12 protein-coding genes, 1 tRNA gene and 1 pseudogene are annotated in these 16383 nt (G+C 56.0%); all 14 read left to right on the plus strand.

Annotated features, from left to right (window positions below; all coding sequences use genetic code 11):
* Positions 1–290, plus strand: a pseudogene (gene tuf, locus A4E19_18070) (elongation factor Tu).
* A 39-nt stretch (positions 291–329) separates the two neighbouring features.
* Complete coding sequence (rpmG, locus tag A4E19_18075; GenBank protein ID OQW34559.1) at positions 330–479, plus strand: 50S ribosomal protein L33; 150 nt, start codon at positions 330–332, stop codon at positions 477–479.
* A 91-nt stretch (positions 480–570) separates the two neighbouring features.
* Positions 571–645 (plus strand) — tRNA-Trp (locus tag A4E19_18080).
* A gap of 250 nt (positions 646–895) precedes the next feature.
* Entirely contained in the window at positions 896–1090 is a 195-nt protein-coding gene (locus A4E19_18085) for a protein secE (GenBank protein OQW34560.1), read from the plus strand.
* A 62-nt stretch (positions 1091–1152) separates the two neighbouring features.
* Entirely contained in the window at positions 1153–1689 is a 537-nt protein-coding gene (locus A4E19_18090) for a transcription termination/antitermination protein NusG (protein ID OQW34561.1), read from the plus strand.
* A 69-nt stretch (positions 1690–1758) separates the two neighbouring features.
* Complete coding sequence (locus A4E19_18095) at positions 1759–2184, plus strand: 50S ribosomal protein L11 (protein ID OQW34562.1); 426 nt, start codon at positions 1759–1761, stop codon at positions 2182–2184.
* A gap of 26 nt (positions 2185–2210) precedes the next feature.
* Complete coding sequence (locus A4E19_18100) at positions 2211–2903, plus strand: 50S ribosomal protein L1 (protein OQW34563.1); 693 nt, start codon at positions 2211–2213, stop codon at positions 2901–2903.
* Between the two features lie 637 nt (positions 2904–3540).
* On the plus strand, positions 3541–3921 hold the full coding sequence (rplL, locus tag A4E19_18105; protein ID OQW34570.1) for a 50S ribosomal protein L7/L12: 381 nt from the start codon (positions 3541–3543) through the stop codon (positions 3919–3921).
* A gap of 122 nt (positions 3922–4043) precedes the next feature.
* Positions 4044–8000, plus strand: coding sequence for a DNA-directed RNA polymerase subunit beta (locus A4E19_18110; protein ID OQW34564.1), 3957 nt, complete (start codon positions 4044–4046; stop codon positions 7998–8000).
* Between the two features lie 46 nt (positions 8001–8046).
* Positions 8047–12225 (plus strand): DNA-directed RNA polymerase subunit beta', encoded by a 4179-nt coding sequence (locus tag A4E19_18115; GenBank protein ID OQW34565.1) that lies wholly within the window; start codon positions 8047–8049, stop codon positions 12223–12225.
* A gap of 107 nt (positions 12226–12332) precedes the next feature.
* Positions 12333–12704 carry a 30S ribosomal protein S12 gene (locus A4E19_18120; GenBank protein ID OQW34566.1) on the plus strand — a complete coding sequence of 124 codons (372 nt, stop codon included), beginning with the start codon at positions 12333–12335 and terminating at the stop codon, positions 12702–12704.
* A gap of 45 nt (positions 12705–12749) precedes the next feature.
* Positions 12750–13220: a 30S ribosomal protein S7 gene (locus A4E19_18125; protein ID OQW34567.1), complete on the plus strand. Its 471-nt coding sequence runs from the start codon at positions 12750–12752 to the stop codon at positions 13218–13220.
* A gap of 113 nt (positions 13221–13333) precedes the next feature.
* Positions 13334–15403 (plus strand): elongation factor G, encoded by a 2070-nt coding sequence (gene fusA, locus A4E19_18130; GenBank protein ID OQW34568.1) that lies wholly within the window; start codon positions 13334–13336, stop codon positions 15401–15403.
* A gap of 30 nt (positions 15404–15433) precedes the next feature.
* Positions 15434–16383 (plus strand): elongation factor Tu (gene tuf / locus A4E19_18135; protein ID OQW34569.1); only part of this gene is annotated, 950 nt, incomplete at its 3' end.

Genomic DNA, 16383 nt, shown 5'->3' on the forward strand with positions numbered 1-16383 from the left:
TCACGCCGCATACGAAGTTCAAGGCGGAGATCTACGTGTTGACGAAGGAAGAAGGGGGACGGCACACGCCGTTCTTCAACGGGTATCGGCCGCAGTTCTACTTCCGGACGACCGACGTGACGGGCATCGTGCAGCTGAATCCGGGGGTGGAGATGGTGATGCCGGGGGACAACGTGAGTGTGACGGCGGAGTTGATCAGTCCGATCGCGATGGATCAGGGGTTGCGGTTTGCCGTGCGCGAGGGCGGCAAGACCGTCGGCTCCGGCGTCGTCACGGAAATCTTAGCTTAAAGCTGAGAGCTGTCAGCTGACAGCTAAGGAGCGATTGCGATGCGAGAAATTATTGATTTGGCCTGCACGACGTGTAAGCAGCGGAATTACTCGTCCATGAAGAACAAGAAAAACGATCCGGATCGGTTGGAGCGAAACAAATTCTGTAAGTTCTGCCGAAAGCATACGCCTCATAAGGAAGTGAAGTAAGCGCTGAGTGCTGAGATATGAGTGTTGAGTATTGGGAGCGGCACGCGAAGCTCAGTCCTCAGCACTCGTTACTCAACACGGAAAAAAGAGGAGGGGCATGGTGTTAATGGCAGCACATCGGTCTCCAAAACCGAGAGTCTGGGTTCAAATCCTAGTGCCCCTGCCACCCCCGAGCTTGCTCGAACGGCCGGTGGTCATCTGTTCTCTGACAGGCGGGTAAGGGCTGGGGCCGGTGTAAGGGAGGGACTTTGCTTGTGCCGGGAGCCCATGAGTCGGAAGCCTCTTAGATGGATGGATAAAGCCTCTCCGGGGTTGTGGGTTTCGGGCAACAGCGAAGTAAACGTAATGTGTATGAGTTTCAGCTTGGCAATCACTGAAAATTTATCACGGTTGAGCACTGGAAGGCAGAGCCACTGATGTTTAAGCGTATGACAGATTCGATTCGACTGTTCGTGACGGACGTGCGGGCGGAGTTGAAAAAAGTGTCCTTTCCCACGCGTGCGGAAACGATCGGTTCGACAACGGTGGTGATCGTGTTTTGTATCTTGATGTCGCTGTACTTGTCCGTCATTGACTCATTCCTTTCATGGTTGGTCGGCAAATTCATTTAAGCCTGCCGGGGACAAGGTAAGGGGAATCCAACGGTAATTCATTGAAGGCCTGAGGGTGGTGCATGACAAAGAACTGGTACGTCATCCATACGTACGCGGGTTTTGAGGGACGAGTGAAGACCAGCCTCATGGAGCGTGCAAATCAAATGGGGCTGGTTGAAAAGGTCGGGCAGGTGCTCGTTCCGACCGAGGACGTGATTGAAATTAAGGACGGGAAGCGACGGACTTCTCGGCGAAAGTTCTTTCCGGGCTATGTCCTCGTGGAGTTGGAGTCCCCGTTGGGAGACGAGACCTTGCAGATGATCAAGGAGACGCCGAAAGTGACGGGGTTTGTCGGCGGAGGGACGGTACCGACGCCCTTGACCAATGAGGAAGTGGAATCCTTGCTCAAGCAGGTCGATGCGGGCCAAGCCGAGCCTCGAGAGCAGGTCAAATTCATTAAAAGCGACAACGTTCGTATCATCGATGGTCCCTTCCTGGGGTTCAACGGGGTGGTCGATGAAGTCGATCAAGACCATAGCCGATTGAAGGTGATGGTGAGCATCTTCGGCCGCTCGACTCCGGTGGAATTGGGGTTCTTGCAGGTAGAACGAATTTAGAAAAAGCTATTAGCCGGCAGTCTTCAGCTTCCAGCTGACAGCTGATCGCTGACTGCTAAGGAGACAGAAATGGCGAAAGAAGTTTCAGCGCAGATTAAATTGCAAATTCCGGCCGGCAAGGCCAATCCGGCTCCTCCTGTCGGCCCCTCGCTGGGTCAGCACGGGGTCAACATCATGGAGTTTTGCAAGCAGTTTAATGCCAGGACTCAAAAAGAAGGGGACAGTATCATTCCGGTCATCATTACAGTCTACAAGGACCGTACCTTCAGTTTCATCATGAAGACCCCTCCGGCCTCTGATCTCCTGAAGAAGGCCGCCGGGATCATCAAGGGGTCCGGTGTTCCACAGAAGGATAAAGTCGGAAAGATCACCAGGCAGCAGTTGAACGACATCGCCCGCAAGAAAATGGGGGATCTCAACGCGGCCGACGTGGACGGGGCAGCCAAAATCATCGAAGGGACCGCTCGTAGCATGGGCATCGTCATTCAAGGCTAATTTCGGGATTGAAGGAGCGTTTGGTTATGGGAAAGAAAATGAATGCGGCGGTCACGAACGTCGAGCCGCGTGTCTATGGATTGCGTGAGGCCGTAGACACCGTGAAACGATCGGCCTATGCGAAATTCGACGAATCGGTCGATCTTGCGCTCAGGCTTGGCATCGATCCGAAGCGATCGGATCAATTGGTTCGAGGGACGGCTTCGCTTCCGCACGGGACGGGGAAAAAGGTCCGCGTCTTGGTATTTGCGAAGGGTGAAAAAGAGCAGGAGGCGAGGCAGGCGGGAGCCGACTATGTCGGAGCCGACGACTTGATGGAAAAAATCAAGGGTGGATGGATGGATTTTGACTGCGCCATTTCCACGCCGGACTTGATGGCTTCCGTAGGAAAGCTCGGGAAAGTGCTCGGCCCTCGAGGGCTCATGCCGAATCCGAAGACCGGCACCGTGACCTTCGAGGTGGGAAAGGCGGTTGCCGATATCCGAAAGGGACGGGTGGAATTCAAGGTTGAGAAGGCGGGCATTGTGCACGTGCCGGTTGGAAAGGTGTCTTTTGATCCTGCCAAGCTGTACGACAATGCCTCGGCCATAATCGAATCCGTCATCAAGGCGAAGCCGGCCTCGTGCAAGGGGCGGTATCTCAAGAGTGCTACGATTTCGAGCACGATGGGGCCCGGCGTAAAACTGGATACCGTTGCGCTGACAAAGCAGTGGAGCTAGGGCCGTTCAGCGTCAATCGTTAATCGTGAATCGTCGAAACGGTTAACAATAACGATAACGACTAACGACGAAAGAGGGAGCGATGAAGAAGGAAGAGAAGGTTACGGCAGTGGCGGAGTTGACTGAAAAATTCGGTCGCGCGCGGCTGGCGATCTTGACCGAATGCGTCGGCCTTCCGGTCAACGAGGTCACCGAGTTGCGCAAACAACTCCGTGGAGCAAAGGCGGAGTATCGGATCGTGAAGAATACGCTCGCGGCTCGCGCCGCAGAGGGGACGACCTTGGCCGGACTTAAGGCGCATCTCAAGGGTCCGACCGGAGTGGTCATCGGCTACGATGATCCGGTGTTGCCGACCAAGGTGCTGAAGGACTTCATCGGCGCTGAGAAACGCGAAGAGAAGATTCGGATGACCGCCGGGGTGTTGGAAGGCAAAATCCTCCAGCCGGCGGAACTGGCCGCCGTTGCGAAGCTGCCGAAGAAGGAAGTGCTTGTTGCCATGTTGCTGTCGGCCATGCAAGGGCCGATTCGTGGTGTCGTGTATACATTGAACGCGGTGTTGTCGAAGTTTGTGCGAGTCATTGCGGCCATTCAGGATAAACGGAAAGGAGAAGGGGACATGCCAGCGACGGAAGGAAAGTTGTCACAGGAGGAATTGATCAAGGCGATCGAGAGCATGAGCGTGCTCGATTTGGCTGAACTGGTGAAGGGGCTTGAGACGCGGTTCGGCGTGACGGCGGCGGCGCCGGTCGCGGTGGCGGCGGCTCCGGCGGCGGGTGGCGGCGCAGCCGCTCCTGCTGAAGAGAAGACGGCGTTCGACGTCATTCTCGCGTCGGCACCGGCCGACAAGAAAATTCAGATCATTAAGGTGGTGCGTGAGCTTACGAGCCTGGGTCTGAAGGAAGCCAAGGATCTCGTGGAGGGTGCGCCGAAGCCGGTCAAGACTGGGGTAGCCAAGGAAGAAGCTGATACGATGAAGAAGAAGCTGGAAGAAAGCGGTGCGAAAGTCGAAGTCAAGTAAGGAAGCGACTTCATCATTAAAGTGCTTTTGGGCTCACTGACAACCGAGGTGTAATCTGGTGCCTCGGGATTTGTCGTGAGTGGTGATTGCTGTTCACCGCCAACCAGTGTGGAGGAGTAGGCATGTCCGAAACGACTCTGCAAGAGTTCGTGGAGCGGAAAGATTTTTCCCGCATTCGAACCAACATCGATATTCCGGATCTGATCGAAATCCAAAAGCGCTCCTATGAAGAGTTCTTGCAGTTCGAGGTGGAGCCGGAGCGTCGAAAGGATCATGGGCTGCAGGCGGCGTTGGCCAGCGTGTTCCCGATTCCCGACTATAACAACACGGCCGTGCTCGAGTTTTCCAGTTACACCTTAGGGGCTCCGAAGTACGACGAGCGCGAATGTCTCGAACAGGGGATGACCTTCGCGGTTCCGTTGAAGCTGCGCGTTCGCCTGGTGGTGCTCGACAAGGAGGACAAGGGGCCTCGCAAGAAAGTGCTCGATGTGCGCGAACAGGAAGTCTACGTCGGTGAATTGCCGCTCATGACCGAGCGGGGGACCTTTATCATCAACGGGACCGAGCGCGTCGTCGTCAGTCAGCTTCACCGATCACCGGGCGCGTCCTTTACCCATGACAAGGGTCGGACCCATGCGAGCGGCAAGGTGTTGTACTCGGCCCGGATTATTCCCTATCGAGGCTCTTGGCTCGATTTTGAGTTCGATGCCAGGGATATTCTCTATGTGCGGATCGATCGCCGCCGGAAAATGCCGGCCACCATTCTCCTGAAAGCCTTTGGTTTCTCGAGCGACGACTTGCTCAAGATGTATTACCCGGTCGAGGAAATTCGCGTGTCGAAGGGCAAGATGTTCCGCAAGTTGGATCCTGAAATCCACCACGGACTTCGATGTTCCACCGAGGTGATGGACAAGGGAGGCAAGGAACCGTTGGTGCGAGAGGGCGCCAGATTGACCAAAGGCCTGATCGCCAAGCTGAAGGCATCCGGCGTGAAAGAGATCCCCTTGCAACCGTCGGAATTGGTCGGACGCGCCATTCTCACGGAATTGGTTGACTCCAAGAAGAACAAGTTGGCGGAAAAGAATCAGCGGTTGACCGCCGAGATTGTGGAGCAGATCGCCGAAAGCGATGTGGAAGAATTCAAGGTCATTTATCTCGATATGGCGACCGCGACGCCCGTGATTCTCGATACCTTGGAGATGGAGAAAATCGGGTCGAAGGAGGAAGCGATGGTGGAAATCTACCGTCGCCTTCGTCCGGGTGAAACGCCCTCCGTCGATACGGCTCGGGCGTTGTTCGACAATCTGTTTCTGAATTCCAAACGTTATGATTTATCTCCGGTCGGCCGACTGAAGCTCAATAAGAAACTTGGACTGGACTTGCCTCTTGAGCAGCGGACTCTGACCGCTCAGGACATCGTCGAAGTCATCCGTTACCTCGTCAATCTGAAGATCGGCAAAGGGGAAATCGACGACATCGATCACTTGGGGAATCGACGCGTGCGATCCGTCGGTGAGCTCCTGGAGAATCAGTTCCGGCTGGGCTTGGTGAGGATGGAGCGAAGCATCAAGGAGCGCATGAATCTCCTCGATATGGAGACCGTCCTGCCGCATGACTTGATCAATGCCAAGCCCGTCGTGGCGGCCGTCAAGGAATTTTTCAGCAGCAGTCAGCTGTCGCAATTCATGGATCAGACCAACCCGCTGGCGGAAATCACGCATAAACGACGTCTGTCGGCCCTTGGACCGGGCGGGCTTACGAGAGAGCGGGCCGGGTTCGAAGTTCGAGACGTGCATCCGTCCCACTACAGTCGTATTTGCCCGATCGAGACGCCGGAAGGCCCCAATATCGGCTTGATCACATCGCTGGCCACCTATGCACGAATCAACCAGTTTGGGTTCATCGAAGCACCGTACCGTAAAGTCGTCAAGGGACGAGTGACCGATGAGATCGAGTTTCTGTCGGCGATCGAGGGCGACAAATACATCATCGCCCAAGCCAACTCCAAAGTGGATGCCTCGGGAAGACTGGTTTCGGAAACCGTCTCTTGCCGTCACGGTGGAGATTTCGTCCTGGCGACTCCGGATAAGATCGAGTACATGGACGTGTCGCCGAAACAAGTGGTGAGCGTCGCGACCGCGCTCGTGCCGTTTTTGGAGCATGACGACGCCAACCGTGCCTTGATGGGGTCCAACATGCAGCGCCAGGCGGTTCCTCTGATAACCTCGGAATCGCCGTTGGTCGGGACTGGGATGGAGGCGGTGGTTGCCCGGGATTCCGGGTACGTCATCCAGGCCCGCCGAGCCGGCGTGGTAGAGAGTGTCGATGCGACACGCATCGTGGTGAGGGCGGATTCGAAGGACGGCAAGAAGGGGAAAGATTCCGGACTGGACGTCTATGACCTCATCAAGTTCCAACGGTCGAATCAAAACACCTGCATTACCCAGACGCCGGTGGTTCGAATCGGCCAGCCCGTCAAGAAGGGGCAGGTGCTTGGAGACGGACCGGCGATTGACCATGGGGAGCTGGCGCTGGGCAAGAACGTCCTTGTGGCGTTCATGCCCTGGGGCGGATACAACTTCGAGGACGCCATCTTGCTCAGTGAAAAATTGGTGCGGGAAGATGCGTTCACGTCGATCCATATCGAGGAGTTTGAAGTCGAAGCCCGTGATACCAAGTTGGGGAAGGAAGATGTCACGCGGGATATCCCCAATGTCGGTGAAGAAGCGCTGAGAAATTTGGATGAAAGCGGGATCATACGTATCGGCGCCGAAGTGAAGCCGGGCGATATTTTGGTGGGGAAGGTGACACCGAAAGGTGAAACCCAGCTAACGCCGGAAGAAAAACTGCTCCGTGCGATCTTCGGTGAAAAGGCCGGTGACGTGAAGGATACCTCGTTGACCGTGCCTCCGGGAGTGGAAGGCATTGTGGTCGACGTCAAAATTTTCTCCCGAAAAGGACTTGACAAGGACGAGCGCTCGAAGAGCATCGAGACCGACGATCAGATGAAGTTGCAGCGGGATCACCACGAAGAGCTGCGGATCATCGACGAAGAAAAGACGAAGAAGATCCGCAAGCTGTTGCTCGGCAAGGTGGTGGGCCGCGATCTGATGGACCCGGAGAGCGGCGACGTCATCTTGAAGAAAAAGGGGAAGCTGACGGCGGAGATTCTCAGGCGACTGCCGGACGACACCGTGCGGCACATCATCCTGAGCGATCCCGATGAGCAAAAAGAGCTGGAAGACGTCGAGCGACGGGCAAAAGAGCAGATCGAAATCCTCCAAACGCTCTACGATGAAAAAGTGGGGCGCCTAAAGCGTGGAGATGAGCTGCCTCCCGGTGTCATCAAGCTCGTCAAGGTCTATATCGCGATGAAGCGCAAAATTCAGGTCGGGGACAAAATGGCCGGCCGACACGGCAATAAGGGAGTCGTATCTCGCGTTTTGCCGGAAGAAGACATGCCCTATCTGCCGGATGGGACCCCGGTGGAAATCGTGTTGAATCCTCTGGGTGTGCCGTCTCGTATGAACGTCGGGCAAATCCTGGAGACCCACCTGGGGTGGGCGGCGAAGGCTTTGGGCATCAAAGTGGCCAGCCCGGTATTCGATGGCGCCGCGGAAAAAGAGATTAAGGACTTGCTGAAAAAGGGGAAACTGCCGGTGAGCGGCCAAGCGCAACTCATCGATGGCAAGACGGGCGAGCCCTTCGGCAATCCGGTCACGGTCGGGTATATGTACGTGCTGAAACTCCACCATCTGGTGGACGACAAGATCCACGCACGGTCTATCGGCCCCTATTCTCTCGTGACCCAGCAGCCGCTCGGCGGCAAGGCGCAGTTCGGCGGCCAGCGATTGGGAGAGATGGAAGTGTGGGCGTTGCAGGCCTATGGGGCGGCGTCCACGCTGCAAGAGTTTCTTACCGTCAAGTCCGACGATGTGCCGGGTCGGTCGCGCATGTATGAAGCGATTGTCAAAGGTGAGCCGTTCCTCGAACCCGGGTTGCCTGAGTCGTTCAACGTGTTGGTCAAGGAATTACAGAGCTTGGGACTCGATGTAGAGTTGGTCAAGACACAAGACTAACCGCTTGTGTGCCGGCTGAACGCCGGCATCAGAGGAGGTCACTACCTTGGAAGGCGTATACACACTGTTTGAAAAACAACGGGATTCGGTGTCGTTCGATTCGATGCGGATTCGCATCGCCTCGCCGGAGAAAATCCGATCCTGGTCGTACGGGGAAGTCAAGAAACCGGAAACCATCAACTATCGATCCTTCAAGCCGGAAAAGGACGGGCTGTTCTGTGCGAAGATCTTCGGCCCGACCAAGGACTGGGAGTGCAATTGCGGTAAATACAAGCGCATGAAGCATCGCGGCATCGTATGCGACAAATGCGGCGTCGAGGTGATTCAATCGAAGGTCCGTCGAGAGCGGATGGGGCATATCGAATTGGCTGCGCCCGTCGCCCATATCTGGTTTTTGAAAGGTGTCCCGAGTCGGATCGGCACCTTGCTCGATATGAGCCTGAAGCAACTGGAGAAAATTCTCTATTTTGAAAGCTACGTCTGCGTGGATCCCGGCTCAACCGATCTGGCGGAAAAAGAGTTGGTGCCGGAAGATAAGCTGCGCACTCTTGTTTCCGAGTTCGGCTCGAGCGGGTTCAAGGTTGGCATCGGCGCGGAAGCCATCCGCGACCTACTGAGGAAGATCGACATCAACGCGCTGTGGGATGACCTGCAAGTAAAAGCAAAGGCGTCGACATCGGCGGCCATGAAAAAGAAGTACGCCAAGCGCTTAAAGGTACTGGAGGCGTTCCGCAAGTCCGGAAATAAACCGGAGTGGATGATCATGGATGTCATTCCGGTCCTGCCGCCGGAGCTGCGTCCTCTGGTTCCGCTCGATGGAGGGCGGTTTGCCACGTCCGACCTGAACGATCTCTACCGTCGCGTCATCAATCGCAATAATCGGTTGAAACGGTTGATGGAACTGAAGGCGCCCGGCGTCATCATCAGGAACGAGATGCGGATGTTGCAGGAAGCCGTGGACGCCCTTTTCGACAACGGTCGCCGCGGCCGTGCGATTCGCGGGCCCAACAAGCGTCCGCTGAAATCGTTGAGCGACATGCTGAAGGGAAAGCAGGGACGGTTCCGGCAGAATCTGCTCGGAAAGCGCGTCGATTATTCCGGCCGTACCGTGATCGTCGTCGGTCCGGAATTGCGCCTCCATCAGTGCGGGTTGCCGAAGAAAATGGCGCTGGAACTATTCAAACCGTTTATCTTTCACAAGTTGGAAGCCAGAGGAGCGGCTACGACCATAAAGAGCGCCAAACGGCTGGTTGAAAAAGAACGACCTGAAGTCTGGGACGTCCTTGATGAAGTGATCCGAGAGCATCCGGTATTGCTGAATCGAGCCCCCACGCTCCATCGTTTGGGCATCCAGGCATTCGACCCCGTATTGGTCGAGGGCAAGGCGATCCGGTTGCACCCGCTGGTCTGCGCGGCTTTCAACGCCGACTTCGACGGCGATCAGATGGCGGTGCATGTTCCGTTGTCCGTCGAAGCGCAGGTTGAAGCACGGGTTCTCATGATGTCCATCAACAACATTCTCTCGCCGGCGAACGGCAAGCCGATTGCGGTGCCATCGCAGGACATGGTGTTGGGATGTTATTGGCTGACGAAAGAACGTGTGGGCGCGAAAGGCGAGGGGAAAGTCTTTGGATCTGCCGAGGAAGTGCGGATTGCGTTTGACGCGAAGGAAGTCGAAGAGCATGCGCGGATCAAGGTGCGTCTCGCCGGAGCGCTGGTGCAGACGACCGTGGGGCGTGTCTTGCTGTCCGAAATTCTCCCTCCGGGTCTGCCGTTCGCGAATGCCAACAAGCTCATGACCAAAAAAGAGATGACCAGGCTTATTGATGCCGTGTATCGACAGACTGGTCATCGGGACACCGTCGAGTTTCTGGATAAGATCAAGGACATCGGTTTCACCTATGCGACAAGAGCCGGCTTGTCGATCTGCATCGACAACATGCATATCCCGAGTAAGAAAGAAGACTTCATCGGGAAAGCGCAACGCGAAGTGAACGAAATCGAGAAACAGTATTCGGAAGGCTTGATCACGAACGGCGAGCGATACAACAAGGTGATCGACATTTGGGCGCACGTCACCGAACAGGTCGCCAATGAGATGATGAAGGAACTCGGCGCCGGAGGCGATCCGGCGAAGGCCGAATCGTTCAACCCGATCTTCATGATGGCAGACTCCGGGGCGCGAGGGAGTTCGCAGCAGATTCGGCAGCTGGGCGGCATGCGCGGACTGATGGCCAAACCGTCGGGAGAGATCATCGAGACCCCGATCACCGCCAACTTCCGAGAGGGATTGACGGTGTTGCAGTATTTCATTTCGACCCACGGGGCCCGCAAGGGTCTTGCCGATACGGCGTTGAAGACAGCAAATTCGGGATATCTCACTCGGCGATTGGTCGACATCGCTCAGGATGTCATTATCAACGAGATCGATTGCGGGACGCGCGACGGGATTATCGTCAGCGCACTCGTCGAAGGCGGGGAGATCATTCAGCCGCTGGAAGAGCGCGTGCTCGGTCGTTTGGCGGCGGAGGATATTCGTGACCCCGTCACTGGGGAAATCATCGTGTCCTGGAATGAAGAAATCAACGAAGACTTAACGAAGTCGATCGTTGAGGCCGGCGTTGACCGCGTGAAGATTCGATCCGTGCTGACTTGCCAATCACCGCGTGGGGTCTGTCGGGCCTGTTACGGCCGAGACTTGGCGCGAGGGCGACTGGTGGAGAAGGGTGAACCGGTGGGTGTCATCGCGGCGCAGTCCATCGGCGAACCGGGCACGCAGTTGACGATGCGGACGTTTCATATCGGCGGGACGGCCAGCAAGGTCGTGGAGCAAACGGTGCTTGAAGCCAAACATGCCGGTCGTATTAAGTTCATGAGTTTCGACGCCAAAAAGAACGCCGATGTTCACAATGCCGGTATCGCGGTGCGGAATAAAGAAGGGGAATGGGTCGTGATGAATCGCAATACGAAGATTGCGATCGTCGACGACAGTGGCCGAGAACGTGAAAAGTACCCCGTCGTGTATGGGGCCAAGATCAAGATCAAGGACGGCGATCCGGTGGTCGTCGGCCAAAAATTGGTGGAATGGGATCCGTACTCCCTGACCATCTTGACGGAGGTCGGCGGGAGGGTGGCTTACGGGGATATCGTCGAAGGCGTCACGATGAAGGACGAGTTCGATGAAGTAACCGGTTTGTCGCGCAAGGTCATCATTGAACATACAGGTCAGACGCTGCGTCCGCGCGTGTCGATCAAAGATGAAAACGGCAAGACGGCCAAGGTGCCCGGTGGATCCAATGCCGTGGCAAGGTACTTGTTGCCGGTCGGGGCGCATATCTTCGTCGAAAAAGGGGCCACGGTCTATCCGGGCGATGTCTTGGCAAAGATTCCCCGTGAGACGACGAAAACCAAGGATATCACGGGAGGTCTTCCACGAGTGGTGGAGCTGTTCGAAGCAAGGAAGCCGAAAGAGCAAGCGGTCATCACCGAGATCGACGGGGAAGTCTCCTACGGTGGTTTCGTCAAGGGCCAACGCAAAGTGCTGGTCGATAATAAAATGGGCGATGTGAAGGAGTACTTCATTCCGAAGGGTAAGCACGTCAATGTCCACGAAGGCGACTGGGTGCGGGCTGGAGAGCCGTTGATGGACGGATCTGCGAATCCGCACGACATTCTCGATGTGCTGGGTCCGAACGAATTGCAGAAGTACCTCGTCGATGAGGTGCAAGACGTGTATCGGTTGCAAGGCGTGTCCATCAACGACAAGCACATTGAAATCATCGTGCGACAAATGTTGCGCAAGGTGCGGGTCGAAGATCCGGGGGACACGCAATTTTTACCGGGCAGTCAAGTCAGTAAGAGCGTGTTCGAGAAGGAAAATGAACGGGTGCTCGCCAAGGATGGGAAGCCGGCGTTGGGCAAGCCAGTCCTGCTCGGGATCACCAAGGCCGCCCTCACGACGGACAGCTTCATTTCCGCCGCGTCGTTCCAAGAAACCACGCGCGTCCTCACGGAGGCGGCGATTAACGGGCGCGAGGATAATTTGTTGGGCTTGAAAGAGAACGTCATTGTCGGTCGGTTGATTCCGGCTGGTGCAGGGTTTGAGGAATACCGTGATACGTTCGTGATCAGTGAAAAACCGGAGGCGACTTCCGTCGGTGTTACGCCGGCTGTGTCATCGGATGTGGCCGTTCCGGCGGTTTCCGGAGAAGCCGCTCGGTCGTAGCAAACAATGGAATTCTGGATACTTGACAGTGATCAGTTACGTCACTATAATCCTGCGGCTTTGCACGTGACGGTTAGTGCTCGTTTCATTGAAAGGGTCTGAACGCGATGCCGACGATCAATCAGCTGGTTCGAAAAGGGCGGGTCTTTGTGAAGGCGAAGACAAAGAGTCCTGCTCTGAAGTCATGTCCGCAGAAGAGAGGGGTGTGCCTACGGGTCTATACGACGACACCCAAGAAACCGAACTCGGCGTTGCGGAAAGTTGCGCGTGTGCGTCTCACGAACGGTATGGAGGTAACAACGTATATACCCGGCGTGGGGCACAATCTTCAGGAGCATTCGATCGTGCTTGTGCGTGGGGGTCGCGTCAAAGATTTGCCTGGCGTGCGGTATCATCTGGTCCGCGGGGCATTGGATGCGGTTGGAGTAGCCGATCGAAAACAGAGTCGTTCGAAGTATGGAGCGAAGCGGCCTAAGTAGATTGCAAGAGTCTGAACGATCATCACATTGATGGGATAGGTTCATATGCCACGCAGTAGGTTTTTGGGTCAGCGAGAAGTGCTTCCTGACGTGCGGTATCGAGATAAGTTGGTCGGGAAGTTTATTAACATGCTTATGAGCAATGGAAAAAAGAGTACGACGGAACGTATATGTTACGGGGCGTTTGATCATATTCAGGAGAAGACCGGCAGCGACCCGCTGAAAATTTTCAAGGCAGCTGTAGATAATGTGAAGCCGATCGTTGAAGTCAAGTCTCGCCGGGTGGGGGGTGCATCCTATCAAGTTCCGGTCGAAATTAGACCGACACGTCGAGTATCGTTGGCGCTTCGTTGGTTATCGCAGTCTGCCCGTACGCGCGGCGGCAAGAGCATGCGCGAAAAGCTCGCAGCCGAGTTATTGGATGCGTCGAACAACACGGGGGCTGCGGTTAAAAAGCGGGAAGACGTGCATCGGATGGCGGAAGCCAATAAAGCGTTCGCTCATTATCGCTGGTAACGTCATCTGTGCTGCAGTTGAGCCGTGCTGCGATCTGCAGATTCCGGTGCTCCTGTGTCGCAGCAGTGTGATGCGGCTTGATCTGCAGCACAAGTGTTTTTAAAGGGGTTGAAGTGGCTCGTCAGACATCATTAGAACGCACGCGAAACATCGGTATCATGGCTCATATCGATGCCGGTAAGACTACGACCACCGAGCGGATCCTCTACTATACGGGTATGACGCATAAGCTGGGCGAGGTTCATGAGGGTGCCGCCACGATGGACTGGATGGAGCAGGAGCGAGAGCGAGGTATCACGATTACCGCTGCCGCAACCACCTGTTTTTGGCGCGACCACCGCATCAATATTATTGATACGCCGGGCCATGTGGATTTTACGATCGAGGTAGAGCGTTCACTGCGGGTGCTCGATGGCGCAGTTGCGGCATTTGATTCCGTTCAGGGTGTTGAGCCTCAATCTGAGACGGTGTGGCGTCAGGCTGATAAGTATCAAGTCCCTCGTATTGCTTTCATGAATAAGATGGATCGGATTGGGGCTGATTTTTACGGCAGTGTCCAGTCGATCATTGACCGGCTCGGAGCGAGGCCCGTCCCTATTCAGATCCCGATCGGACGTGAGGCTGAATTCAGGGGGTCGATCGATCTTGTGAGGATGAAGGGGTTCTTTTACGACGATGAGACGTTGGGCGCCAAGTACAAGATCGATGAAATTCCCAGTGAACTCCTCGCTCAGGCCAAAGAATACCGAGAGAAAATGCTGGACGCCGTAGCGGAATTCGATGATCAGGTCATGGAAAAGTATTTGAACGGCCATCCGTTGACGGAAGAAGAGGTCATGCGTGCGATCAGGGCCGGAACCATTGCGATGAAAATCACTCCCGTGCTCTGTGGATCGGCCTTCAAGAACAAGGGTGTGCAGCAGTTGTTGGATGGTATCGTCGACTATCTGCCCTCCCCGCTCGATATTCCTCCGGTGAAAGGAGTGGATCCAAACAGCGGGAAGGAAGTGGAGCGAAAATCAGACGATGGCGAACCATTTGCGGCCTTGGCATTCAAGATCATGTCCGATCCATTTGCGGGTCAATTGACGTATTTTCGGGTCTATTCCGGGACGCTGAAGACCGGCACACCGGTTTTGAACGTGACGAAAGGGAGTAAGGATCGGATCGGGCGTCTCTTGAAAATGCACGCCAATAAGAGAGAGGAAATCGACGAGGTATATGCCGGGGATATCGTCGCGGCCGTGGGCCTCAAGGGGGCCACTACCGGAGACACGTTGGCGGATGAGAAGCAGCCGGTGCTGCTGGAAATCATGAAGTTTCCTGAACCAGTCATCGCGATGGCGATCGAGCCGAAGACCAAGCAAGATCAAGAAAAGATGGGGTTTGCACTCCAAAAGCTGGCGCAGGAGGATCCGTCATTCCGGGTGCGGACCGATGAGGAAACCGCTCAAACGATCATTGCCGGCATGGGGGAGTTGCACCTCGAAATCATCGTTGATCGAATGTTGCGCGAATTCAAAGTCGAGGCGAACGTCGGAAAGCCTGAAGTGGCATTCAGGGAAACGATCAGGCGAAAGGCTGAAGCCGAGTCCAAATACATCAAACAAACCGGCGGTCGCGGACAATATGGTCATGTCGTCTTGACGGTCGAACCATCCGAGTCGGGCAAGGGGTTGGAGTTTGTCAACAAGATCGTGGGGGGGGCGATTCCAAAAGAGTATATCCCCGCCATTGAAAAAGGCGTTCGTGAGCGGATGGAGACGGGAGTCGTTGCCGGGTATCCTTTGCGAGACGTAAAGGTCACGGTAATCGACGGTTCCTATCACGATGTCGATTCGAATGAAATGGCATTTAAGATTGCCGCCTCGATGGGCTTTGCCGATGCCTGCAAAAAGGCCGATCCGGTCTTGCTCGAACCGATCATGAAGGTTGAAGTTTTGGTTCCGCAGGAGTTTATGGGAGACGTTATCGGCAACTTGAACGGGAGGCGGGGTAAGGTGCAGGGCATGAAGGTCCGGGCCGGTGCTCAGGCAATTGAAGCCGCAGTCCCTTTGATGGAAATGTTCGGCTATGCGACGGACCTGCGATCTCGGACGCAGGGACGAGCAACGTACAGTATGGAGTTTGACCGGTACGAGCAGGTGCCAAAGAACATTGCGGAAGCCATCATCAAGAAATAGCGGTTCGTGAATCAGGGGAGGGAGTAGGGTATGGCGAAGGCGAAGTATGAGCGGAAGAAGCCGCACGTGAACATTGGGACGATCGGGCACGTGGACCACGGGAAGACGACGTTGACGGCGGCGTTGACGAAAGTGTGTGCGGACAAGGGGATGGCGAAGTTCGTGAGCTATGACGAGGTGGCGAAGGCGAGCGAGAGCCAGGGGCGGCGGGATGCGACGAAGATCATGACCATCGCCATCAGCCACGTTGAGTATGAGACGGACCACCGGCATTATGCGCACGTCGATTGTCCGGGCCACGCCGACTACGTGAAGAACATGATCACCGGGGCGGCGCAGATGGACGGGGCGATTTTAGTGGTGAGTGCGGCCGACGGCCCCATGCCGCAGACCCGGGAGCATATTCTCCTGGCGCGGCAAGTCGGGGTGCCGTACATCGTGGTGTTCTTGAATAAGGCCGACAAGGTGGACGACAAAGAGCTGTTGGAGCTGGTGGAGCTGGAAGTGCGGGAGCTGCTGACGAAGTACGGGTTCCCGGGAGACAAGACGCCGATCATTCAGGGCAGCGCCTTGAAGGCGATGGAAGGCGATGGCGGCCCGCTGGGGGTGCCCAGCATCATGAAGCTGTTGGAGGCGGTGGACACGTACATTCCGACGCCGCAGCGGCCGATCGACAAGCCGTTCCTCATGCCGATCGAAGACGTGTTTACCATCAGCGGCCGCGGGACGGTGGTGACGGGGCGCTGTGAGCGGGGCATCGTGAAGGTGGGCGATGAGATCGAGATCGTGGGGTTGCGGGCCACGCAGAGCACGGTCGTGACGGGTGTGGAGATGTTCCGCAAGGTGCTCGATGAGGGGCAGGCGGGCGACAACATCGGGGTGCTGTTGCGGGGGACCAAGAAAGAGGATGTGGAGCGGGGGATGGTGCTCTCGAAGCCCAAGACGATCACGCCGCATACGAAGTTCAAGGCGGAGATCTA

Origin of the sequence: Nitrospira sp. SG-bin1 (genome assembly GCA_002083365.1) — a bacterium.
In the GTDB taxonomy this organism is placed as follows: Bacteria; Nitrospirota; Nitrospiria; order Nitrospirales; family Nitrospiraceae; genus Nitrospira_D.